This window comes from Phytomonospora endophytica, from assembly GCF_014202425.1.
Classification (GTDB): domain Bacteria; phylum Actinomycetota; class Actinomycetes; order Mycobacteriales; family Micromonosporaceae; genus Phytomonospora; species Phytomonospora endophytica.
On record NZ_JACHGT010000007.1, the window covers coordinates 61,135 to 82,103 of the forward strand.

The window sequence follows — 20,969 nt, forward strand, 5'->3', positions numbered from 1 at the left end:
GAAAAGTGACGAAGGGTAGCCGAAATTCGCGGCGCGCGGTGCACGAATTCCACCGATAGCAACTGAATTTCGGTCACCTGAGCGTTTGCCGACGGCACGGCGAGTGACGACATGGCGAATCGCGCGCCACGTCGCGACATTGCGCCAGCATGCATTGGATATGCGTTTGTGAGCCGATCGTCTCCCGGCTGTTTCAGAGCCCGTACCCGAGGGTGAGGAGCACCGTGCCCGCCAGTCCGAGCGCGCTGAGCGCCCCGAGGAGCACCAGGCCGATCACCTTGCCCCAGCGGCCCTCGTCGGCGCGCAGGACCGTGCCGGGGGCCTCGGGGTCGTAGACGACCTCGATGTCCTTCGGTGCCCACGTCGACGCCGAGGAGTAGAGACCGGGGAATGTGCGGGTGTTCCCTCTCTTGTCGGTGTAGAGGTGAAGCCGCTTGTACTGGCCGTTGTGCGAGTACGCCGCGACCGCCTTGACGCCACGCTTGGGCAGGCTCCAGGCCAGCGCCGTGGCCGGGATCTGGATGACCGCCGCGGCGAACACGAAGGCGGTGATGCCCCCGACGATGAGCACGGCGGTGATCGGCCAGAACCCGCCCATGATCCCGGCGTAGGTGGCGCATCCGGCCAGCAGGAGCACAACGGTGATCGCACCGATCTGGAAGCCGTTGAGCCCCTCGGGCGGCTCCGCCGGGATGTCGCGGGAGGCGACCACCCACACACCGTTGACCTCCCGGTCGCCTTCGGTCGGCTCGGGCAGGGCGTCGAGCACCGCCCGGGCGAAGGCGGCGGCCTCGTCGGTGTCGACGTCGCCGATCCGGAAGACGGCCGGCTCGTCCTCCCACCGCGACTTCAGCGTGATCGCGAAGGTCCGCTCCCCCGCCTCCGCGACGGCGATCGCCTTGAGCGGGATCCGGTGCTCGAAGTCCACCTGGGTCAGGTACAGGTCCTCGCCGTCGAGCCGCATCGAGGTGTCGTCGCCGCTGTTGAGGACAGGGGCGGCAGGGGTGATCGACATGAGCGTGATCCTAAGTGGGCATCGCCACCTGTCGATATCCGCCGGTTTCCTTCACCGCCGACCGATTCCGTCCGCCGGGCGTGCGCGGCCTCCCTATTCTGGGCGCGTGACTCCCCGCCGCCCGGTCACCCCACCCATGGCCATCGCGCTGGCCGCCGGACTGACCGTGCTCTGGCACGCCATCCTGTTCGCCTCGGCTGAACTCGTGCCCGTGTTCGACGCGGCCTACCTGAGCACGACCCTCATCAACCTCAGCACCGCGCCGGTCGCGCTCGTCGCGGCGTTCGTGCTCGGCGACTGGCGGCTGACGGGGTTCGCGCCGACTCCGGCGCACGCGGCCGCCTCGCCGCGCGCGGGGCGGATTCTCCTGGTGCTGCCGCTGTTCGCGGTGAACCTCGTCTACCTCGCGCAGGGTTTCGAAGGCGACGCCGAAACGCTGCTGCGGCTCGCGGGGCTCTGCCTCGCGGTCGGGATCGCCGAGGAGAGCCTGTCGCGCGGAGTCGTCCAGCACGTCCTCGGCGGATTGCCCCCGGCACGCACGGCGATAGCGGTCGGAGTCCTCTTCGGACTCGGCCACGCGCTGTCGGGCGCCTGGTTCGAGACGCCTGTCGAAGACGTGGCCTTCCAGGTCGTGTCGACGACCGCCTTCGGTTTCGGCTATGCCGCCGCGCGCTTCCACCTGGCCACGATCTGGCCGCTGGTCGCCGCGCACGCGCTCGACGACCAGCTCCAACTCGCCAGCCCCGGCGCGGCCCCGTGGCCGGTGCAGCTCGCCGTGGCCGTCGCGTTCGTCGCGTACGGCTGGTGGCTCCTGCGACGGCCCGGTGTCGCGGCGGCGACGGCCACATAGGACTCCGGCCGGGCCGTCGAAGAAAGCCGTGCGCCCACGGCTGCTACATACCGCCCGGTCGGTATGCTGGCTTCGACCCCGACGAGGAGGCCACATGCGGATCACCGGCGCCGTCCTGGAACGCTGCGGCGCTCCCCCACCTTTCGCCGAGTCCACCCCGATCACCGTCGGCGAACTCGACCTCGACCCACCCGGTCCCGGCGAGCTCCTGCTGCGAATCGAAGCGGCGGGCCTGTGCCACTCCGACCTGTCGGTCGTCGACGGCAGTCGCCTGCGGCCGACGCCCATGCTGCTCGGCCACGAGGCCGCCGGCGTCGTGATCGGGACCGGCCCCGGCACCGCGGTGGCGGTGGGCACGCGCGTCGTGCTCACCTTCCTCCCGCGCTGTGGAGACTGCGCCGCCTGCGCCACCGACGGACGCCTTCCCTGTTCGGCGGGCGCCGCCGCCAACGCGGCCGGGACGCTGGTCGGCGGCGGAATCCGGCTCCACCGGAACGGCGTGCCGGTGCGCCACCACCTGGGCGTGAGCGCCTTCGCGACACACGCCGTCGTCTCGGCCGACTCGGTCGTACCCGTCGACGACGACGTCCCGCCCGGCATCGCCGCACTGCTCGGCTGCGCCGTCCTCACCGGCGGAGGGGCGGTCGTCAACGCCGGGCGCCCGGGACCGGGCGACACCGTCGCCGTCGTGGGCCTGGGCGGAGTCGGCATGGCCGCCCTGCTCGTCGCCGCGGCCCTCGGCCACGAGGTCATCGGCGTCGACGCCGTCCCCGCGAAACTCGACCTGGCCCGCGAACTGGGCGCCACCACCGCGTGCACACCCGCCGAGGCGACCGGACTGCGCGCGCCGGTGGTCGTCGAGGCGGCCGGTTCGGCACGCGCCTTCGAGACCGCCTGCGCGATGACCTCGCCGGGCGGCACGACCGTCACCGTCGGCCTGCCCCATCCCGACGCCCGCGCGTCGATCAGCCCGCTCGGCCTGACCGCCGAGGCGCGCACGATCGTCGGCTCCTACCTCGGTTCGGCCGTCCCGAGCCGCGACATCCCCCGCTACGTGGAACTCTGGCGGTCCGGGCGGCTTCCGCTCGACCGCCTCATCTCCGGCCGCATCGGCCTCGGCGAACTCCCCGCCGCCCTCGACCGCCTCGCGGCCGGGGAAGCGCTCCGCCAGCTCGTCACCTTCTGACCCGCACCGCCGAAAGGACCCCCTCATGGCCTCCCGTACCGCCATCGTCACCGGCGCCGCACGCGGCATCGGGGCCGCCGCGGCCCGCCGGCTCGCCGCCGACGGCCACGCCGTCGCCGTGCTCGACCTGCTCGAAGACCAGGCACGATCCACCGCGAAGGCCATCGCCGACGACGGTGGCACGGCGATCGCGATCGGCGTCGACGTCGCCGACGAGGCGGCCGTGAACGCGGCCGTCGAGCGGGTCGCCGAGGAACTCGGCGCGCCCACGATCCTGGTCAACAACGCCGGGATCCTACGCGACAACCTGCTGTTCAAGATGACCGCCGACGACTGGGACGCCGTCATGGGTGTGCACCTGCGCGGGGCCTTCCTCACCACCCGGGCCGTACAGTCGCACATGGTCGCCGCGAAGTGGGGCCGGATCGTGAACCTGTCGAGCACCTCGGCGCTCGGCAACCGCGGGCAGGCCAACTACGCCGCGGCCAAGGCCGGGATGCAGGGCCTCACCAAGACCCTCGCCATCGAACTGGGCCGCTTCGGCGTCACCGCCAACGCCGTCGCGCCCGGCTTCATCGACACCGAGATGGTCCGCATGACCGCCGAGAGGGTCGGCGTCTCCCTTGAGGACTTCCTGACCGGAGCCGCCGCGCAGGTCCCCGTCGGCCGTGTCGGGCAGCCCGAGGACGTCGCCGCCGCCATCGGGTTCTTCTGCTCCGAGGCGGCCGGTTTCGTCTCCGGGCAGGTCCTCTACGTGGCGGGCGGTCCGGCCGCATGACCGCCGCGACGATCCACGCCGACTCCCCCGCCGCGCTCGCCGGGACCGTCGGGCAGGTCGCGACCGGGGGCTGGTTCACCGTCGGGCAGGACCGCATCGCCGCGTTCGCCGACGCCACCGAGGACCACCAGTGGATCCACCTCGACACCGAGCGGGCCGCGGCCGGGCCGCTCGGCACGACGATCGCGCACGGATTCCTGACGCTGTCGCTGCTGCCGCACCTCGCGGCCTCGCTCGTCGAGGTCGACGGGGTCTCCATGGCGATGAACTACGGCATGGACAAGGTCCGCTTCCTCAGTCCCGTCCCCGCCGGAGCGCGCGTGCGGGCGACCACCGAGGTCACCGCCGCCGAGACCACCGGCACGGGAGTGCGGCTGAGCACCCTCGTGACCGTCGAGATCGAGGGCGGCGACCGGCCCGCGCTGGTCGCGCAGACCCTCACCCTCTACGTCCCCGGGTAGTGACGACCGTGGAGCGGGCACGAAGCCCGCTCCACGGTCGACGATCACAGGCGTTCCAGCACCATCGCCATCCCCTGGCCCCCGCCGACGCACATCGTCTCCAGCCCGTAGCGCCCGCCGGTGTCGGTGAGTGCGTTGATGAGGGTGGAGGTGATGCGCGCGCCGGTCATTCCGTAGGGGTGGCCCACGGCGATCGCGCCGCCTTTGACGTTGAGTTTCTCCTCGTCGACGCCGAGTTCGCGGGCCGAGGGGATGACCTGGGCGGCGAAGGCCTCGTTGATCTCGACGAGGTCCATGTCGCCGATGCCGAGGCCCGCGCGGGCGAGTGCGCGCCGGCTGGCCTCGATCGGCCCGAGGCCCATGATCTCGGGTGAGAGGCCGCTGACGCCGGTGGAGACGATGCGCGCGAGCGGTCGAGGCCGAGTTCGGTGACGACGCGTTCGGAGACGATGACGACGGCGGCGGCTCCGTCGTTGAGGGGGCAGGCGTTTCCGGCGGTGACGGTGCCGTCGGGGCGGAAGACGGGGGCGAGCGTCGCGAGTCTCTCGACGGTGGTGCCGGGGCGGGGGCCGTCGTCGGCGGACACGACGGTGCCGTCGGCGAGGGTGACGGGGGTGATGTCGCGGGCCCAGAAGCCTTCGGCGATCGCCTTTTCGGCGCGTTGCTGGCTGCGGGCGGCGAAGGCGTCCTGTTCTTCGCGGGTGATGCCGCGGGAGGAGGCGACGTTCTCGGCGGTCTGGCCCATGGGGATGTAGGGGTCGGGCCGGTTTCCGGTCTCGCGCGGGTCGGTCCAGGCCGGCGCGCCTCCTTCGGCGTGCTCGAAGGTGCGGGCGAGTGCGTCGGCGAAGGAGGGGTTGGTGAGGTCCCGGCCGGGGATGTGGTCGCTGGATCCGATCGTCATGCCGCTGACCGATTCCGCGCCGGCGGAGACGAACACGTCGCCCTCCCCGGCTTTGATGGCGTGAAAGGCCATGCGTGTGGTCTGGAGGCTCGACGCGCAGTACCGGGTCACGGTGGCGCCGGGGACGGTGTCCCAGCCGAGCATCACGGCGACGATGCGGGCCATGTTCATACCCTGTCCGCCACCGGGGAGTCCGCAGCCGAGCAGTAGGTCGTCGACACGTGCGGGGTCGAGTCCGGGCAGTGCGGCCATGGCCGCGCGGATCATCTGGGCGGCGAGGTCGTCGGCCCGGGTGTTCTTGAGCGATCCCTTGTAGGCGCGGCCGATGGGCGAGCGCGCGGTCGCCACGATGTATGCCTCGGTCATGGTGGTCCCTCTCGGTGCCGGAGCGGTCAGACGAAGGCCTGGTGGCCGGTGATGGCCCGGCCGACGATGAGCGTGTTCATGTCGTGGGTGCCCTCGTAGGAGTAGACGGCCTCGGCGTCGGCGAAGTAGCGGGCGACGCCGTGGTCGAGCTGGATGCCGTTGCCGCCGAGGATCTCGCGGCAGCGGGCGACCGTCTCGCGCATGCGCGCGGTGGTGAAGGCCTTGGCCATGGCGGCGTGTTCGTCGCGCTGGACGCCGGCGTCCTGCATCTGGGAGACGCGGACGCACAGGGCGATGCTCGCGGTGATGTCGGCGAGCGCGCCGGCGAGTTTGTTCTGGACGAGTTGGTAGGCGCCGATGGGTTTGCCGAACTGTTCGCGTTCGCGGGCGTAGCGGACGGCGGCCTCGTAGGCGCCGACGGAGACGCCGATGGCCTGCCAGGCGACGTTGGCGCGGGTGGCGCGAAGGATCTTGGCGACGTCGCGGAACGAGTCGATGCCGGCGAGGCGGTCGGATTCGGGGACGGCGACTCCGGTGAGGGTGATGTCGGCGTTCTGGACGGTCCGCAGGGCCTGTTTGCGCTCGATCTTGGTTGCGGTGAAGCCGGGGGTTCCTTTGCGGACGAGGAAGGCCTTGACGCGGTCGTCGGCGGTGTCCTTGGCCATGATGACGGTGACGTCGGCGAAGGTGGCGTTGCCGATCCAGCGTTTGGCGCCGTCGAGGATCCAGGTGTCGCCGCGGCGGGTCGCGGTGGTGCGCAGGCCGCGGGCGGTGTCGGAGCCGGCGAGGGGTTCGGTGAGTCCGAAGGCGCCGACGAGTTCGCCGCGGCCCATCGCGGGGAGCCAGGCCGCGCGTTGTTCGGTGGAGCCGCCGATGCCGATCGAGCCCATCGCCAGGCCGCTGGTCACGCCGACGAAGGTGGCGATGGAGCAGTCGACGCGGGCCAGTTCGAGGGCGGCCCAGCCGCGGAAGACGGCGCTGTTGGTGAAGCGCGCGGTCTCGGGCCACATCGGGCCGAGGATGCCGAGTTCGGCGAGGCCGGGGATGACCTGGTGGGGGAACTCGGCGCGGTCCCACTGGTCGTCGGCGATGGGGCGGATCTCGCGTTCGAGGAAGTCGCGCAGGCGGGCGGCGGCCTCTCGCTCCACCGGGGTGAGGACGTCCTGGAAGGAGTAGAAGTCGGCGTCGAGGAGTGCCGGGCGGGTGGGTGCGATTGCCATCGTTTCTCCGATCCATCGGTCCGCTCCCAGTGTGCATCATTTCTGAGAATGTTGCACAACTCCGGTTCCGCGATGTTAGGCTGCCGCCATGACAGCGCCTTCGACCGCAGCCACGCCCACGGTCGAGGGCATCGCCGCCGTCGGTCTGGCGGCCGCACCCTCACGGCTTTCCGAGCGCCTCGGCACGCACGCCGACACCGCCCGGGCACTGCGGCTCGCCCGCGAGACCTTCATCGGCGGCGAGCGCGTCGACATGGGCGCACTCGCCGCCGCTCTCGGCGTCGACCGGACGTCGCTGTTCCGCTGGGTCGGCAACCGTGACGCGCTGCTGTCGGAGGTCTTGTGGTCCCTGGCGGTGCCGACGCTGCTCCAGGCCGAGGATGCCGCCGAGGACCTGGCCGGCGCCGAACGCGTCGCCGCGCTGCTCATCGCCTTCATCGACGACCTCATCCGGGCCGAGTACTTCCGCGTGTTCCTGCGCCGTGAACCCGCCCGGGCGCTTCGCCTGCTGACCACCGCCGACAGCCCGATCCAGCGCCGTTACCTCGCCACCACCGCCTGGGTCGTGCGGCGCGACCTCGGCGAAGAACCCTTCGACGGCACCATCGCCCCCGAGGAGCTCGCCTACCTCCTCGTGCGGGTCTCGGAGTCGTTCACCTACGCCGACCTCATCACCGGCGAGGAGCCCAGCGCCGAACGCGCCGGGACCGCGATCCGCCACCTGCTGCGCGTCTGACCACTGAAGGGATCCCGATGCCGGTCCGCCACGTCTTCCCGCTCCGCTGGAACGACAACGACCAGTACGGCCACATGAACAACGTCGTCTACTACGAGGCCATGGACACCGCCGTGAACGCGTGGATGATCCGCGAGGCCGGGCTCGACCCGGCCGGCGAGGTCATCGGCGTCTGCGCGGCCTCGCAGTGCCGTTTCCTGGAGTCGGCGTCGTTCCCCGCGGAGCTGGAGGTCGACATCGCCGTCGGCAGGCTCGGGAACACCAGTGTCACCTGGGATCTGGCGATTCTGCGCCGGGGCGCCCCCGACCGCGCGGGCCCGCTCGCACACGGGTCGTTCACGCACGTGTTCGTGGACCGGGCGAAGCGCCGCCCGGTCCCGATCCCCGAGGTCGTCCGGGCGGCCGTTACGGAGCGGCTGGGGCCTCCGACCGCCGCGTGAACCGCTCGACGAGTTCCCGTTTGAGGACCTTCCCGCTCGGCCCGAGCGGGAGGCTGCGCACCAGGTGCACCACGCGCGGGTACTTGTAGGCGGCGACCTTTTCCTTCATGTAGGCCACCAGTTCCGCCTCGTCGACGCTGTGCCCTCCGGCGGGCACGACGGCGGCGTGCACCTCCTGGCCGTGCACGTCGTCCGGCAGGCCGAACACGGCCGCGATCGACACCCCGGGGTGCCGCGCCAGCACGGCCTCCACTTCGGAGGGGTAGACGTTGTAGCCGTTGCGGATGATCATGTCCTTCTTGCGGTCCACGATCGTCACGACGTCCCCGTCGGAGACGGTGCCGAGGTCGCCGGTGCGGAACCAGCCGTCGACGACGGCCTCCGCCGTGGCGTCCGGGCGCCCGAGGTAGCCCTTCATGAGGTTGTGGCCGCGCACCACGATCTCGCCGAGCGCGCCGGTGCCGCCGGGCGGGGGATCCGGCAGCAGGACGATCCGGTCCTCGATCTCCGGGTCGGCGACCGCGACGTCGACCCCCCACATCGGACGGCCGACGGTCCCGGGCCGGATCGGTTCGGAGGTGACGTTGAAGGTGCACGACGGCGAGGTCTCGGTCAGGCCGTAGCCCTCGTGGACCTGCGCGCCGTACACCGCCTCGAAGGACTCCAGGAGCGCGACCGGCAGCGCGGCCCCACCGGAGACGGCGAAACGCAGCGGTGGACGGTCCAGGGAGCGTTTCGCGGCCTCGATCATGCCCGCGAAGTTCGTCGGGACGGCCGTGAACACCGTCGCCTTGTGCCGCACGAGCAACGCCAGGGCCTCGTCGGGATCGAACTTCGGCAGCAGGATGATCGAGGCGCGGCGGCGGAAGGCGATGTTCAGCACGGCCATCTGCCCGAAGGAGTGGAAGAACGGCAGCCCGCCGTAGACGACGTCCTCGGGGCGCAGGTCGAAGGAATCGATGAGGGAGCAGTGCACCTGCTCGATCATCGCCAGATGCGAGCCCACGGCGCCTTTCGGCGTCCCCGTCGTGCCGCTGGTGTAGAGCACGGTCGCCGGGTCGAGGGGGTTGACCGACGTGTGCCGCGCGATCGGGGTGGCCGCGGCGGCCTCGGCCTCCAACCTGGCGACGGGAACACCACCGAGTTCGAGCCCTTCCGGCGCCAGGACCGTCAGCAACGGGACGCCCGCGCGGGCGGCGGCGGGCAGGGCCTCGGCGAGCATCGGCGCGGCGACCACGACGACGTCGGCGCCAGCGTCGGTGAGCACGAAGGCGATCTCGTCGGCCTTGAACAGCAGGTGCACGGGGATCACGACCGCCCCGAGGGCCAGCGCCGCGTAGTAGACGCGCGGGAAATCGGGCACGTTCGGCACGATCATCGCCACCCGCGAACCGCGCCCGACCCCCCGCGCGGCGAGGGCTCCGGCGTAGGCGCGGGTCTGGTCCCACAGATCGCCGTAGGCGATGGTGCGGTCCATGAAGTGCAGGGCGGTCCGTTCCGGCGAGCGGCGGGCGGCTTCGGCGAGGATGCTCGCGATGGAGAGGGTGCCGTGCCCGCGGCCGTCCAGGACGGCGTCGGGGGAATGGGTCATGGCTGTCTTCCTTCCGGGTGCTTCGGCCGCAGCCCGGCTTTGCCGAGCGCGGCCAGGTGGACCTCGTCGGGGCCGTCGGCCAGGCGCAGCGCGCGGGCGGCGGCGAAGATCTCGGCCAGGGGCGTGTCCTGGGACAGGCCGGCGGCCCCGAACAGCTGGATCGCGTGGTCGGCGACGCGCTGGACGGCGCGGGGTACGGCGACCTTGATGGCCTGGATCTCGGTCATCGCGGCCTTGTTGCCGGCGGTGTCCATGAGCCAGGCGGTCTTGAGCACGAGCAGGCGCAGCGCCTCGACCTCGACGCGGGACTCGGCGACCCAGGTGCGCACGACGCCTTTTTCGGCGAGGAGCCCACCGAAGGCGACGCGCTCGTTGGCGCGGTCGCGCATCAGGTCGAGGGCGCGTTCGGCCATGCCGAGCAGGCGCATGCAGTGGTGGACGCGGCCCGGTCCGAGGCGGGCCTGCGCCATGGCGAAGCCCTCGCCCTCGCCGCCGATGAGGTTGGCGGCGGGCACGCGGACCTCGTCGAAGAGGACCTCGGCGTGGCCTCCGTGGTCGCGGTCGTCGTACCCGAAGACGGTCATGGGCCGCACCACCGTGACCCCGGGGGTGTCGCGCGGGACGAGCACCATCGACTGCTGCCGGTGACGGGCCGCGCCGGGATCGGTCTTGCCCATCACGATGAAGACGGCGCAGCCGGGATCCATGGCGCCGGTGGCGAACCACTTGCGGCCGGAGATCACATAGTCGCCGCCGTCGCGCCGGATCGCGGTCTCGACGCGGGTCGCGTCGGAGGAGGCCACCGCCGGTTCGGTCATGCAGAACGCCGAACGGATCCGGGCGTCGAGCAGCGGGTCGAGCCACTCGGCGCGCTGGGCCGGTGTACCGAAGTGGGCGAGCAGTTCCATGTTGCCGGTGTCCGGGGCGGCGCAGTTCATCGCGACCGGCGCCAGGCGAGGGCTGCGGCCGGTGAGTTCGGCGACCGGCGCGTACTGGAGGTTCGTCAGCCCGTCGCCGTGCGGTCCGGGCGGCAGGAAAAGGTTCCACAGCCCTCGTTCGCGGGCCTTCTCCCGCAGCTCCCGGACGACCGGCCGCGCCGACCAGTCGTCCGGTGTCGCCGCGATCTGCTCGGCGAGTACGGGCTCGGCGGGGATCACGTGCTCGTCGAGGAACTCGCGCACCTGCTCGGTGCGGGTGACGGTCAGTGCGTCCGGCTGGAAATCCACAGGCCCTCCTCGGCCAGTGGCGCCACGACGGCGCCGATCTCGTCGAAGCCCTCACCGACGGTCTGCCCGCCGGTGTAGCGGTAGTGGATCCCCTCCAGGATCACCGCGAGTTTGTAGCAGGCGAAGGCCCGGTACCAGGACAGGTCGGGAACGGTGATCCCGGCGCGGGCGGCGTAGGCGTCGGCGACCTCGTCGAAGGCGGGGTAACCGGCTGCCAGGTCGACCGCTCCGGCCGCGATCTCGCCCCCGGCGAGATCGCGGATGTGCCAGTACATGCCGAGCATGCCGAGGTCGACGAGCGGGTCACCGAGGGTGGCCATCTCCCAGTCGAGGACGGCGGCGACGCGCGGCTCGCCGGGTGTCCCGTCGACCAGGACGTTGTCGAGGCGGTAGTCGCCGTGGACGATGCCGCTGCGGGCGCCTTCCTCGGGGATCGAGGCGGCGAGCCGGTCCTGGAGTTCGTCGAGGGCGGGCTGCGCCCTCGACCTGGAGGCGTCGTACTGGCGCCTCCAGGTCCTCATCTGGCGGTGGAGGTAGCCCCCGGGGCGGCCGAAGTCGCCGAGCCCGACGGCCTCAGGGTCGACGGCGTGCAGGTCGGCGAGGACCTCGGCGAGTTCGATGCCGATGCGGTGGAGGCCCTCGCGGGTCCACAACGCGTTCATCGAGGGGCGGGACATGACGCTTCCCGTGACGTGCTCCATGACGAAGAAGACCGTGCCCGTCACCTCGTCCGTGCCGGTGTCGTCGGCGACGTCGACCGTGGGCGGGACCGGGATGATCCCGTGCAGCACGGACGTCACCCGGTGTTCGCGCGCCATGTCGTGCGCCGTGCTGAGCACGTGGCCCAGCGGCGGGCGCCGCAGTACGAGCGGGACGCGCGTGCCGTCGATCCGGTAGGTGAGGTTGCTGCGGCCGCCGGTGATCAGGGCCGCGCGCAGCGGTCCGTCGCCGGTGAGGCCGGGGTGCTCCCGGGCGAGCCACCGGCCGAAGCCGGCGACGTCGAGTCCGGGCGGGCCGGCGGTTTCGGCCGCCTCGTTCTTCGCGTTCACGGGTTGTCCCTTCGTTGCCGTCATGGAGCACGCCGGGGCCGGGTCACCGGCCGGGTAGGCCTCCGTTCGCGAGCGGCACGGGTGTCGGCTGGACGGAGGTCACCACTCCGTCGGCGACGTTGTAGGTCGTGCCCTCATAGTCCTGGATTCCCTTGTCCACGAGGGTGATCCCGACGCCCCGGAAGGCGGCGTGGTCGTCGGCGCCGAAGGAGAGGGGGACGATGCCGTTGCCGACGAGCTTCCCCGAGGTCACGGCCGCGACGAGCGAGTCGCGTGTCGGGTCCTGCCCGGCGGCGGCGAGGGCCTCGGCGAACAGGTAGCCGACGCTCATGCCGTAGACGGTGTTTCCGGTGAACGGCGCGCCACCGTTGTACTGGTCGTTGATCTTCGTGAACAGCTCGGCCCATTCCCCGCCGGGACTGAACGGCAGGTAGTTGGCACTGACCATGCCCTGGAGGAGCGCGGGCGCGACCTCGGCGCCGAGGTATCCGGTGAGCGTCGGGTAGTCGCCGCCGGAGGAGGACACGTGCCACTTCGGGAACCATTCGAGCTGGGCGGCGGTGCCGATGGCCAGCGCGGTGAACCCGTTGATGGTGCCGAGGACGTTGACCTCGCAGCCGGCGGCCTTCATGGCGCCGATCTGGGCGGTGACGTCCTCGTTGGACGTCGAGTAGGTCTGCGCGTCGGTGACGCCGCCGGGTCCGACGACCGACTGGACGCCCTGCAGGATGCCCTCGCCGAAGTCGTCGTCCTGCCCGAGGACGCAGACCCTCGCGTCGGGTTTCTGCTCGACGGCGTACTTCGCGAGCGCCGCTCCCTCGGTGACGTAGTCGGCGTTGAAGCCGAAGGTGTTGGGGTACTTGCCGGGCTGGTTCCAGGTGCTCGATCCCGAGGCGACGAACAGGTCGGGCACGTCCTGCTGCTGGAGGTAGTCGAGCACGGTCGAGTGGGTCGGGGTGCCGAGTCCGTTGAGGAGCGCGAAGACCTTGTCCTCGGCGACGAGCTGGCGCACCACGGTCTGGGTGTTGGCGGGGTTGTAGCCGTCGTCTTTGACGATGTACTCGATGGTGCGGCCGTGGATCCCGCCGTTGTCGTTGAGGTACTTGAAGTAGGCGGCCGTGGCGGCCGAGATGGAGGCGTAGCCGGCGGCGGCCGGGCCGGTCAGCGGCTGGTGGGTGCCGACGGTGACCGTCTTCTCGGCGACGCCGGGCACGCCCTCCGCGTCGGGCGTGGAGCAGGCGGCGAGGGCGGTGGCGGCCAGTGCCGCGACCGCGGCCAGCGTGGCGGTCCTCTTTAAAGGTGCGTGCATTCCGTTCACCTCTCTGGGTTCTGGGCGGGCTCGTGGGGTTCGGTGGTGGGTGTCGCGGCCCGCGGGGAGGCGGGCCGGGGCAGGCGGCCCAGCAGGCGGGCGAGGCCGCCGGGCGCGGCGGCCGTCACGGCGATGACGACGGCGCCGAAGAGCAGGACGGCGAGGTTGCCGTTGAGGCGGCGGCCCAGGTCGGCCGGGAGGGTGCCGGCGAAGGTGTCGACGAGCCAGGGCAGGACGACGACGAGGGCCGACCCGAGGGCGGCGCCGCCGATGCTGCCGAGCCCGCCGACGACGGCGGCCACGACCAGCAGCAGGGAGAAGCCGAGGCCGTAGGCGCCGGGGCTCACCGACTGCGTCGCCAGCGCGAGCACGGCCCCGCCGAGGCCCGCCGACAGCGCGCTCATCGCGAAGGCGCCCGCCTTGACGCGACCGGGGTCCACTCCGGCGAGGCGGGCGCCGGTCTCGTCGCCGAGGGCGGCGCGCATCCGCAGCCCGCCACGCCCCCGGCGCAGGATCACCAGGGGCGTGACCGCGACCGCGGCGACGGCGATCGCGAGCCAGGCGTGCCATTGCTCGACGACGATGAGCGACGCCAGGCCGTCGGGTACGGCGAAGAAGGGCGCGGCGCGCCCCTGATCGCCCGACAGCGCCGGGATCACGTTCGCCGCCGACGGCAGCGCGATGACCAGCGCGAGGGTGAGCCCGGCCAGGTACGGGCCGGTGAGGCGGGCGGCGGCCAGACCCAGGAGCAGGCCGAGGGCGCCGGCGACGACCGCGGCTCCCAGCAGTCCCGTGAGGAAGGCGAGGGCGGGTGCCCCGGGCAGCGCTTCGGCGACGGCCGAGGCGGTGATCGCGTAGCCGTATCCACCGGCGGCCATGAGGACGGCGTGGCCGAGCGAGAGCTGACCGGTCAGCCCGACGAGGACGCTCAGCCCGGCGACGGCGGCGAAGCACGCCGCGGCGACGGCGAGCTGGTAGTTGCGGAAGGGATCGAGGGCGAAGGTCGCGGCGATCGCGAGGAGCGCGATAACCGCCGCTCGCCGGAGGATCCGCGCGGTCGGGGCGTTCATCCCGTCCGCCTGTCCGCCGCCGCGAAGAGCCCGCGCGGCCGCACCAGAAGGACCCCCGTGAGCAGCACCAGCACGGCCAGGGGCGCCGCGGCGGCCGTGGCGTAACCGGTCACGAGACTGTCGAGTATCCCGATGATCAGCCCGGCGGCGAGCGCGCCGACGGGCGAGTCGAGTCCACCGACCACGGCGACGGCGAAGGCGTCGACGAACAGCAGGTCGGCGGCGTGGGGGTTGAGGCCGAGTTCGGTCGGCACCAGCAGCAGCGCGGCGAGTGCCGCCGTGGCGACCGAGAGCATCCATCCGATCGTGACCATGCGCGGTACCCGCACGCCGAGGAGGCGGGAGGTCTCGGGGGCGAAGGCGGCCGCGCGCAGTTTCAGACCGAGCGGGGTCTTCCCGAACAGCAGGGCGAGGGCGCACATCACGGCGGCGGCCACGATGAGCACGAAGACCTCGTAGGGCGAGAGGACGGGGATCTCGCCGATCATGAGCGGGCGCTCGGGGAAGGGGGCCCGCATCGGCCGGTGCTCGGGCCCGAAGGCCATCGCCAGCCCGGCCTGGAGCACCATCACCAGCCCGATCGCGATGATCATGCCGGACAGCGGGTCGTCGCCGCGCACGAAGCGCAGTGGCCCGCGTTCGACGAGGGCCCCGAGCAGGGCTCCGGCGGCGAGGGCACCGAGCAGCCCGAGCCAGTAGGAACCCGACGCGGCGGTGATGGCGAAGGCGGCGTAGACGGCGGTGATGGCCATGGCGGCCTGCGCGAAGTTCACCACGCGGGCCGAGCGCCACACGATCACCAGGGACAGGGCGAAGAGCGCCAGGACGGCCCCGCGGGCCAGTCCCGAGGACAGGAGGAAGACGAGTCGGTCCATCAGAACCCCAGGTAGGCGTGGCGGAGGGCGGGATCGGCGGCGAGCTCGCGGGCGGGCCGGTCGGCGACGACCGCGCCGAGGGACAGCACCACTCCCCGGTCGGCGACCGAGAGGGCCCCGGTGACGTTCTGCTCGGCGAGCAGGACGGTGAGGCCGGTGCGCGCGGCGGTGTCGCGCAGGACGCCGAGGAGCTGTGCCACGACGAGCGGCGCGAGTCCGAGCGAGGGTTCGTCGAGGAGCAGCACGTCGGGGTGGGACACGAGGGCGCGGGCAAGGGCGAGCATCTGGCGTTCGCCGCCGGAGAGGGTGTGGCCGGCCGCGTCGCGGCGGCGGTGGAGGGCGGGGAACAGCGCGTACATCTCTGCCACGGCCGAGCGCAGGCCGGCGCCGCGGTGGCGCCACAGGCCGCCGAGGCGGAGGTTCTCGTCGACGGTGAGTTCGACGACCACGCCGCGGCCCTCGGGCACGAGCGCGAGGCCGCGGCGGACGCGGTCCTCGGTGGGCAGGCCGGTCAGGTCGGTGCCGTCGAGGAGCACGCGGCCCGAGCGGGCCGGGACGAGGCCGGTGAGGGCGCGCAGGAGCGTGGTCTTCCCGGCGCCGTTCGCGCCGAGGACGGCGACGACGGCACCGTCGGGGACGTCGAGGCTCAGTTCGTCGAGGACGGGCGCGCCGTCGCCGTATCCGGCGGTCAGGGCCTCGATCGTCACGGTGCTCACGACGCGGCCCCCAGTCCGAGGTAGGCGGCCTCGACGGCGGGGTCTCCGCGCACCTCGCCGGGAGTGCCGCAGGCGATGACCCGGCCGAAGTCGAGGACGACGATCCGGTCGGCGACGCCCATGACGAAGTCGACGTGGTGTTCGACGACGAGGACGGAGCAGCCGGAGGCCGCGACCTCGGCGACCGTGCCGGCGAGGGCGTCGATGTCGGCGGCGCCGAGGCCGCCGGCGGGTTCGTCGAGCAGGAGCAGGTCCGGTGCGGTGACGAGCGCGCGGGCGAGGGCGACGCGTTTGCGTTCCGGGTAGGGCAGTGCGCCGGCGGGGCGTTCGGCGAGGGCGGTGAGGCCGAGCCGGGCGAGGATCGCGCGGGCCTCGGCAGTGTGGTCGCCGCGTGTGCCGGAGAGCGGGACGAGGACGTTCTCCAGGACGGTCATCCGCTCGAAGAGGCCGAGGCCCTGGAGTGTCCGGGAGACCCCGGCCGACGGCAGCCGGGTCGCCGAGGCGGGTGCCGGGCGGCCGTTGATCCGGACGCCGCCCGCGTGGGGGCGGACGAGGCCGCAGACGGCGTTGAAGACGGTGGTCTTGCCGGCGCCGTTCGGGCCGATGAGCGCCACGGTCTCGCCGCGGCCGACCGTGAAGGAGACGTCGTCGAGGACGGTCAGCCCGCCGAAGGCGACGCCGAGGCCGCTGATCTCCAGGCGGGGTACGGCATCGGGGGTTGAGGGGATGGTCATCGGCACCTCTTCGTGTCGCGGCCTCGGGATCAGGAAACCGACTGGACGGTATGTCTCGGGGACGGGTTCGGGGTCGCAGACGTCGCCGTCTTGGTCAGTGGTGTGGGATGCCGGCGGTCATGCCGCCGTCGACGACGGTCTCGGTGCCCGTCACGTAGGCCGAGGCGTCGCCGGCGAGGAACAGGACCGTCCCGGCCAGGTCCGCCGGAACACCCGGGCGGGCCAGCGGGACGATGAGCACGCCGGGGTCGATGCGCGTGGTCATCTCGGTGAGGATGAGGCCCGGGTGGATCGAGTTGACCCGGATCCCCGCCGGGCCGAGCTCGACGGCAAGGGACTTGGTGAGTCCCCGGACGGCGAACTTCGAGGCGGTGTAGCCGTGCAGGTGGACGCTGCCGCGCAGACCCTCCACCGAGGAGATGTTGATGATCGAGCCGCGCCCGGCGGCCTTCATCGCCGGCACGACCGCCCGGCAGCCGAGGAACGTGCCGGTGAGGTTCACCGCGAGCACGGCGTTCCACTTCCGCAGCGTGAAGTGCTCGATCGGTGCCGCGTTGGCGATCCCGGCGTTGTTGACCAGGACGTCGACGGCGCCGTGCTCGGCGAGCACGCCGTCGACGACGCGCGTCCAGGCCGCCTCGTCGGTGACGTCGAGGTGAGCGAAGGACGCGCCGAGCTCCTCGGCGAGCGCGTGCCCTTCGCCGGTGAGGACGTCGGCGATCACGACGTGCGCTCCCGCCCCGTGCAGCGCGCGGACGTAGGCCTCGCCTATCCCCCGCGCGCCGCCGGTGACGATCGCGACGCGCCCGGCCAGGGAGGCCGCGTCGTTCATGTCGCGACCCGGACGACGAGGCGCCCGGTGGTGGTGCCGCCGGCGAGCCGCTGCACGGCCGCCGGGGCGTCCTCGAAGGGCACGACGTCGTCGATGACGGGCCGGACGACGCCTTCGGCGGCCAGCCGGGTCAGTTCGGCGTGCGCCTCGTCGACGAGGTCGGGGCGCCGCAGCTGGTAGAGGCCCCAGTGCAGGCCGAGGACGGAGTAGTTCTTGACGAGGGCGTGGTCGGCGCGGACCGTCGGCACGACGCCGCCGGCGAAGCCGACGACGATGACGCGGCCTTCGAAGGCCAGGCAGCGCACGGAACCCTCGAAGGCGGCTCCGCCGACCGGATCGAAGACCACGTCGACGCTCCGGTGCGCGCGTTTGACGGCGCCGGCCCAGTCGTCGCCGCGCAGGTGGACCTCGTGGGCTCCGGCGGCCTTGGCGACCTCGGCCTTGGCGGGGCCGCCGACCACGCCGATCACGGTCGCGCCCGCGGCGGCGCCGAGCTGGCAGGCGGCGGTGCCGACGCCACCGGCGGCGGCGTGCACGAGCAGGGTCTCCCCCGGCCGGATCGCCGCGCGGCGGTGCAGCCCGAACCAGGCCGTCTGGTAGGCGACGGTCAGTGCCGCCGCAGCCGGGTCGTCGAGCGGTTCCGGTGCCGGGCGCACGGCCACCGCCGGAACCGTCGCGTACTCCGCCAGCACGCCGATCTTCGAGCCGACGACGCGCTGCCCGACCGCGAGGCCGGTCACACCCTCGCCGAGCGCGGCGACGTCGCCGCACAGCTCGACGCCCGGGATGAAGGGGAGTTCGGGGCGTTCCTGGTACTCACCGCGTGCGAGGAGCACGTCGGGGAAGTTCACCGCGACCGTGCGGACGCGCAGCAGGACCTCGCCGGGCGCCGGTTCCGGCACGTCCACCTCGCCGAGCGCCATCACCCGCTCGGGCTCGCCGTGTGCGGTCACGTGCCAGGCGCGCATGGTCTCAGCCATCGGTCCTCCGGATGCTGCGCAGGAACAGGTCGGTCAACTGCCGGGCGACCTCGTTCTTGTCCTCGGGGCCGTCCGGCGAGTACCACTGGGAGAGGTAGTGGACGTCGGAGAAGAAGTGCGCGATGAGCACCGGCACCGGGACGTCGTCGCGGAACGCGCCCTCGGCCTGGCCGCGGAGCAGGAGCGCGGCGAACTCGTCGTGGTACTCCCGCCGGCGCCGCTTGACCTCCTTCTGCCGCTCGGGGACGAGCATGTGCTGGCTGCGGAAGAAGACGGTGCCCTCGGGCAGGAAGTCGATGGAGGTGACGACCACGTCCTCGCAGACCTCGCGCACCACGTCCACGGCGGCGCCGCCTCGCGCGGTGATCTCGTCGAGGCGCCGCTTCTGCAGGGACAGGATCCGCTCGTAGATCGCGAAGAGCAGGTCGTCCTTGGACGTGAAGTAGTGGTACATGGCGCCTTTGGTGACTCCCGCGGCCTTCACGATCTGCTGCACGCTCGTGGTGGCGTATCCCTGGGTGGCGAACAGGTCAAGGGCGGCCTTGAGCACCTGGTCGGCGACGTTCGAGGTCTTCATCCGCCCCATTTTTCACCCCACCGGCCGGATGCTCGCGCCACCGTCGACCAGCAGCGTCTGGCCGGTCACCCAGGCGGCGTCGTCGGACAGCAGGAACGCGGCGGGTCCCGCGACGTCGTCGGGCACGCCGAGGCGCCCCAGCGGATACGCCCGCGCGGCCTCCTCCTCACGTCCCTCGTAGAGGGCGCGGGAGAGCTTCGTCTTCACCACGGCGGGCGCGAGCGCGTTGACGCGGACGGCGGGTGCGAGCTCTTCGGCGAACTGGACGGTGAGGTTGATCAGTGCCGCCTTGGTCACGCCGTAGAAGCCGATGTTCCCGCCGGCGGTCGTCCCGGCGATCGAGGCGATGTTCACCACCGAGCGCAGGCCGCCCGCGGCGAGGGCCGCCCGGGTCCAGTCCAGCGCGGCGAGGACGTTGACCTCGAAGGTCTTGCGGGCCGCGACGGGGTCGAGTCCCGTCAGCGGTCCCCAGACCGGGTTGATGCCGGCGTTGTTGACGAGGTGGTCGAGGCGCCCGAAGTGCTCGACGGCATGGGCGACGGCTTCCGTTCGGTGGGCGGCGTCGTCGGCGCGGCCGGCGACGCCCGTGGCGTGCTCCTCGCCGAGACGCGCGACGGCGTCCTTGAGCGCGCCTTCATCGCGCCCGGTGATGACCACCGAGGCGCCCTCCGACACCAGCCGCCGGGCGATGGCGAGCCCGATTCCCCTGCTCGCACCCGTGATCAGGGCGACCCTGCCCGCGAACCTGCGCACACAACCTCCATACCGTCCGGTCGGTTTGTAACCTGACCGTAGCATGAGCGGGGTCACATGGCGATGGGTGGAACGGGCGCGGAGCCGAGGCGTGCCACCGGCCGCCGAAACCGCCGTCGCCCACCTAGGATCGCCCGGCTCCCGCCGGCCCGAAGCGGTGCCCCGAACCACCGACGTCGCCGAGGCGCCGCCCGCGGGCGCATAGGAGACTCGGGCCATGAGCGAACGACCTGATGTTCCCGACGAGTGGTTGCGGCGACTGGGCGACGTGTTCGCCGAGTTGCCCGAATGCGTCGAGGAACGCGCCTGGGTGGGCGTGTGCTGGCGCGTCGGCCGGGCCACCGTGGCGCACGTCTTCGGCGGTGAGGACGGTCTGTTCCGCATCACCTTCCGAGCCGAGCCCTCGGAGGTGCTGGCCTTCGAGAACCTGGGCACGCCCTACTTCCGGGCGAGCTGGGGTTCCAACGTCGTCGGCATGGTCATCGACGAGGAGACCGACTGGGAGGAGCTGGCCGAACTGCTCACCGACTCCCACCGCATCCAGGCCCCCTCGCGCCTGACCGCGAGCGACGAGGAGGAGAAGGCCACGTCGTGAGGCCGGGGGCGCTCGCGCCCCCGGCTCGGCGTACTAGTCCGTCAGCTCGTCGACCGTCGCGACGACCAGGCCGAACAGGTCGGTCACCGTGGTGAGCGCCCCGGCCTGGAGGGTCGCGGCGGGCACGACGGTCCCGTCGGGCGCGGCGAGCGCGCGGGTGGCGGTGGTCTCGGCGACCACGGTGGGCCGGTAACCCAGGTTGAACGCGCCCTGCGCGGTGAAGGTGACGCACATGTGGGTCATGAACCCGGCGAGCACGAGGTCACCGCCGGCCTCGGGGCCGTGCCCGAGGTCGCGCAGGGTCTTCTCCAGCTCGGTCGCGTGGAAGGCGTTCGGGAACTGCTTCACCACGACCGGTTCGCCGTCGGCGGGGGCGAGTTCGTCGCTGATCGAGCCGATGCGGGCGCGGATGTCGTAGGGCGTGCCCTCGCCGCCGTCGTTGACGATATGGACGACCGGGGTGCCGGCGGCACGGGCCCGCGCGAGGAGCCGGGCGGCGGCCGCGACGGCCTCTTCGGCGCCTTCGAGGGCCATGACGCCCGACCGGTAGGTGTTCTGGAAGTCGACCATGACCAGCACCGACTCGCTCAGGCGCGGCGGGGCGCCGTCGAGTCCGATGATGTCGCGCAGGGTCGTCGAAGCGGTGTCGTGGCTCATCAGAGGCCTTTCGTGGTTGTTTTCGGGCATGGCGAGGCCACCTGCCTCACCA

General features: G+C 72.3%; 22 protein-coding genes and 1 pseudogene. 7 read left to right on the forward strand and 16 right to left on the reverse strand.

Annotation, left to right across the window (positions count from 1 at the left end; genetic code table 11):
* Positions 1-193 precede the first annotated feature (193 nt).
* Complete coding sequence (locus HNR73_RS16890; protein ID WP_184788460.1) at positions 194-1,015, reverse strand: hypothetical protein; 822 nt, start codon at positions 1,013-1,015, stop codon at positions 194-196.
* 106 nt (positions 1,016-1,121) lie between these two features.
* Here HNR73_RS16890 and HNR73_RS16895 point away from each other — a divergent pair, with 106 nt between their 5' ends.
* From HNR73_RS16895 to HNR73_RS16910, 4 genes are all read left to right on the forward strand, one after another.
* Complete coding sequence (locus HNR73_RS16895; RefSeq protein WP_184788461.1) at positions 1,122-1,865, forward strand: CPBP family intramembrane glutamic endopeptidase; 744 nt, start codon at positions 1,122-1,124, stop codon at positions 1,863-1,865.
* Positions 1,866-1,959: 94 nt separating this feature from the next.
* Positions 1,960-3,051: a zinc-binding dehydrogenase gene (locus tag HNR73_RS16900; protein ID WP_184788462.1), complete on the forward strand. Its 1,092-nt coding sequence runs from the start codon at positions 1,960-1,962 to the stop codon at positions 3,049-3,051.
* Positions 3,052-3,076: 25 nt separating this feature from the next.
* The gene (gene fabG, locus HNR73_RS16905) at positions 3,077-3,829 is read left to right on the forward strand and encodes a 3-oxoacyl-ACP reductase FabG (RefSeq protein ID WP_184788463.1); all 753 of its coding nucleotides are present in this window, start codon (positions 3,077-3,079) and stop codon (positions 3,827-3,829) included.
* The gene (locus HNR73_RS16910; protein ID WP_184788464.1) at positions 3,826-4,290 is read left to right on the forward strand and encodes a MaoC family dehydratase; all 465 of its coding nucleotides are present in this window, start codon (positions 3,826-3,828) and stop codon (positions 4,288-4,290) included. Before fabG ends, HNR73_RS16910 begins: the two co-directional genes overlap by 4 nt.
* A gap of 44 nt (positions 4,291-4,334) precedes the next feature.
* On the opposite strand, the pseudogene HNR73_RS16915 reads toward HNR73_RS16910, so the two are convergent.
* Both HNR73_RS16915 and HNR73_RS16920 read right to left on the reverse strand, forming a co-directional pair.
* Positions 4,335-5,557: pseudogene (locus HNR73_RS16915) on the reverse strand (acetyl-CoA C-acetyltransferase).
* A 26-nt stretch (positions 5,558-5,583) separates the two neighbouring features.
* Positions 5,584-6,777, reverse strand: a complete 1,194-nt coding sequence (locus HNR73_RS16920; protein WP_184788465.1) for an acyl-CoA dehydrogenase family protein — start codon at positions 6,775-6,777, stop codon at positions 5,584-5,586.
* Between the two features lie 88 nt (positions 6,778-6,865).
* On the opposite strand from HNR73_RS16920, the gene HNR73_RS16925 reads away from it, so the two are divergent.
* Together HNR73_RS16925 and HNR73_RS16930 are read left to right on the forward strand one after the other, a co-directional pair.
* Positions 6,866-7,513 (forward strand): QsdR family transcriptional regulator, encoded by a 648-nt coding sequence (locus HNR73_RS16925; protein ID WP_184788466.1) that lies wholly within the window; start codon positions 6,866-6,868, stop codon positions 7,511-7,513.
* 17 nt (positions 7,514-7,530) lie between these two features.
* Entirely contained in the window at positions 7,531-7,953 is a 423-nt protein-coding gene (locus tag HNR73_RS16930) for an acyl-CoA thioesterase (protein WP_184788467.1), read from the forward strand.
* On the opposite strand, the gene HNR73_RS16935 is transcribed toward HNR73_RS16930, so the two are convergent.
* From HNR73_RS16935 to HNR73_RS16990, 12 genes are all read right to left on the reverse strand, one after another.
* Positions 7,919-9,544: an AMP-binding protein gene (locus HNR73_RS16935; protein WP_184788468.1), complete on the reverse strand. Its 1,626-nt coding sequence runs from the start codon at positions 9,542-9,544 to the stop codon at positions 7,919-7,921. The genes HNR73_RS16930 and HNR73_RS16935 overlap by 35 nt on opposite strands.
* Positions 9,541-10,770, reverse strand: coding sequence for an acyl-CoA dehydrogenase family protein (locus HNR73_RS16940; RefSeq protein ID WP_184788469.1), 1,230 nt, complete (start codon positions 10,768-10,770; stop codon positions 9,541-9,543). The genes HNR73_RS16935 and HNR73_RS16940 overlap by 4 nt, the downstream gene beginning before the upstream one ends.
* Positions 10,746-11,843, reverse strand: coding sequence for a phosphotransferase family protein (locus HNR73_RS16945; RefSeq protein ID WP_184788470.1), 1,098 nt, complete (start codon positions 11,841-11,843; stop codon positions 10,746-10,748). Before HNR73_RS16945 ends, HNR73_RS16940 begins: the two co-directional genes overlap by 25 nt.
* Positions 11,844-11,862: 19 nt before the next feature.
* On the reverse strand, positions 11,863-13,128 hold the full coding sequence (locus HNR73_RS16950) for an ABC transporter substrate-binding protein (protein ID WP_184788471.1): 1,266 nt from the start codon (positions 13,126-13,128) through the stop codon (positions 11,863-11,865).
* Between the two features lie 5 nt (positions 13,129-13,133).
* A complete protein-coding gene (locus HNR73_RS16955) occupies positions 13,134-14,198 on the reverse strand; it encodes a branched-chain amino acid ABC transporter permease (protein ID WP_184788472.1) in 1,065 nt (354 codons plus the stop codon).
* Positions 14,195-15,073, reverse strand: coding sequence for a branched-chain amino acid ABC transporter permease (locus HNR73_RS16960; RefSeq protein ID WP_184788473.1), 879 nt, complete (start codon positions 15,071-15,073; stop codon positions 14,195-14,197). The genes HNR73_RS16955 and HNR73_RS16960 overlap by 4 nt, the downstream gene beginning before the upstream one ends.
* Entirely contained in the window at positions 15,073-15,789 is a 717-nt protein-coding gene (locus HNR73_RS16965; protein ID WP_184788474.1) for an ABC transporter ATP-binding protein, read from the reverse strand. Before HNR73_RS16965 ends, HNR73_RS16960 begins: the two co-directional genes overlap by 1 nt.
* Positions 15,786-16,523, reverse strand: coding sequence for an ABC transporter ATP-binding protein (locus HNR73_RS16970; RefSeq protein WP_184788475.1), 738 nt, complete (start codon positions 16,521-16,523; stop codon positions 15,786-15,788). The genes HNR73_RS16965 and HNR73_RS16970 overlap by 4 nt, the downstream gene beginning before the upstream one ends.
* Positions 16,524-16,617: 94 nt before the next feature.
* Positions 16,618-17,355 carry an SDR family oxidoreductase gene (locus HNR73_RS16975; protein ID WP_184788476.1) on the reverse strand — a complete coding sequence of 246 codons (738 nt, stop codon included), beginning with the start codon at positions 17,353-17,355 and terminating at the stop codon, positions 16,618-16,620.
* Positions 17,352-18,335 carry an NADPH:quinone oxidoreductase family protein gene (locus HNR73_RS16980; RefSeq protein WP_239122321.1) on the reverse strand — a complete coding sequence of 328 codons (984 nt, stop codon included), beginning with the start codon at positions 18,333-18,335 and terminating at the stop codon, positions 17,352-17,354. The genes HNR73_RS16975 and HNR73_RS16980 overlap by 4 nt, the downstream gene beginning before the upstream one ends.
* Positions 18,328-18,912, reverse strand: a complete 585-nt coding sequence (locus HNR73_RS16985; protein WP_184788477.1) for a TetR/AcrR family transcriptional regulator — start codon at positions 18,910-18,912, stop codon at positions 18,328-18,330. Before HNR73_RS16985 ends, HNR73_RS16980 begins: the two co-directional genes overlap by 8 nt.
* Positions 18,913-18,924: 12 nt before the next feature.
* Positions 18,925-19,665: an SDR family oxidoreductase gene (locus tag HNR73_RS16990; protein WP_239122320.1), complete on the reverse strand. Its 741-nt coding sequence runs from the start codon at positions 19,663-19,665 to the stop codon at positions 18,925-18,927.
* 217 nt (positions 19,666-19,882) lie between these two features.
* Here HNR73_RS16990 and HNR73_RS16995 point away from each other — a divergent pair, with 217 nt between their 5' ends.
* Positions 19,883-20,260 carry an MmcQ/YjbR family DNA-binding protein gene (locus HNR73_RS16995; RefSeq protein WP_184788479.1) on the forward strand — a complete coding sequence of 126 codons (378 nt, stop codon included), beginning with the start codon at positions 19,883-19,885 and terminating at the stop codon, positions 20,258-20,260.
* A gap of 33 nt (positions 20,261-20,293) precedes the next feature.
* On the opposite strand, the gene HNR73_RS17000 is transcribed toward HNR73_RS16995, so the two are convergent.
* The gene (locus tag HNR73_RS17000; RefSeq protein WP_184788480.1) at positions 20,294-20,917 is read right to left on the reverse strand and encodes an isochorismatase family protein; all 624 of its coding nucleotides are present in this window, start codon (positions 20,915-20,917) and stop codon (positions 20,294-20,296) included.
* Positions 20,918-20,969: the final 52 nt, after the last annotated feature.

What these genes read in the sequence shown, in the direction of transcription:
- HNR73_RS16910 (WP_184788464.1), top strand. Translation starts at nt 3,826, where the DNA reads ATGACCGCCGCGACGATCCACGCCGACTCCCCCGCCGCGCTCGCCGGG.
- HNR73_RS16985 (WP_184788477.1), bottom strand. Translation starts at nt 18,912, where the DNA reads ATGAAGACCTCGAACGTCGCCGACCAGGTGCTCAAGGCCGCCCTTGAC.
- HNR73_RS16950 (WP_184788471.1), bottom strand. Translation starts at nt 13,128, where the DNA reads ATGCACGCACCTTTAAAGAGGACCGCCACGCTGGCCGCGGTCGCGGCA.
- HNR73_RS16975 (WP_184788476.1), bottom strand. Translation starts at nt 17,355, where the DNA reads ATGAACGACGCGGCCTCCCTGGCCGGGCGCGTCGCGATCGTCACCGGC.
- HNR73_RS16980 (WP_239122321.1), bottom strand. Translation starts at nt 18,335, where the DNA reads ATGGCTGAGACCATGCGCGCCTGGCACGTGACCGCACACGGCGAGCCC.
- HNR73_RS16925 (WP_184788466.1), top strand. Translation starts at nt 6,866, where the DNA reads ATGACAGCGCCTTCGACCGCAGCCACGCCCACGGTCGAGGGCATCGCC.
- HNR73_RS16970 (WP_184788475.1), bottom strand. Translation starts at nt 16,523, where the DNA reads ATGACCATCCCCTCAACCCCCGATGCCGTACCCCGCCTGGAGATCAGC.
- HNR73_RS16920 (WP_184788465.1), bottom strand. Translation starts at nt 6,777, where the DNA reads ATGGCAATCGCACCCACCCGCCCGGCACTCCTCGACGCCGACTTCTAC.
- fabG (WP_184788463.1), top strand. Translation starts at nt 3,077, where the DNA reads ATGGCCTCCCGTACCGCCATCGTCACCGGCGCCGCACGCGGCATCGGG.
- HNR73_RS16930 (WP_184788467.1), top strand. Translation starts at nt 7,531, where the DNA reads ATGCCGGTCCGCCACGTCTTCCCGCTCCGCTGGAACGACAACGACCAG.
- HNR73_RS16960 (WP_184788473.1), bottom strand. Translation starts at nt 15,073, where the DNA reads ATGGACCGACTCGTCTTCCTCCTGTCCTCGGGACTGGCCCGCGGGGCC.
- HNR73_RS16945 (WP_184788470.1), bottom strand. Translation starts at nt 11,843, where the DNA reads ATGACGGCAACGAAGGGACAACCCGTGAACGCGAAGAACGAGGCGGCC.
- HNR73_RS16935 (WP_184788468.1), bottom strand. Translation starts at nt 9,544, where the DNA reads ATGACCCATTCCCCCGACGCCGTCCTGGACGGCCGCGGGCACGGCACC.
- HNR73_RS16955 (WP_184788472.1), bottom strand. Translation starts at nt 14,198, where the DNA reads ATGAACGCCCCGACCGCGCGGATCCTCCGGCGAGCGGCGGTTATCGCG.
- HNR73_RS17000 (WP_184788480.1), bottom strand. Translation starts at nt 20,917, where the DNA reads ATGAGCCACGACACCGCTTCGACGACCCTGCGCGACATCATCGGACTC.
- HNR73_RS16995 (WP_184788479.1), top strand. Translation starts at nt 19,883, where the DNA reads ATGAGCGAACGACCTGATGTTCCCGACGAGTGGTTGCGGCGACTGGGC.
- HNR73_RS16900 (WP_184788462.1), top strand. Translation starts at nt 1,960, where the DNA reads ATGCGGATCACCGGCGCCGTCCTGGAACGCTGCGGCGCTCCCCCACCT.
- HNR73_RS16890 (WP_184788460.1), bottom strand. Translation starts at nt 1,015, where the DNA reads ATGTCGATCACCCCTGCCGCCCCTGTCCTCAACAGCGGCGACGACACC.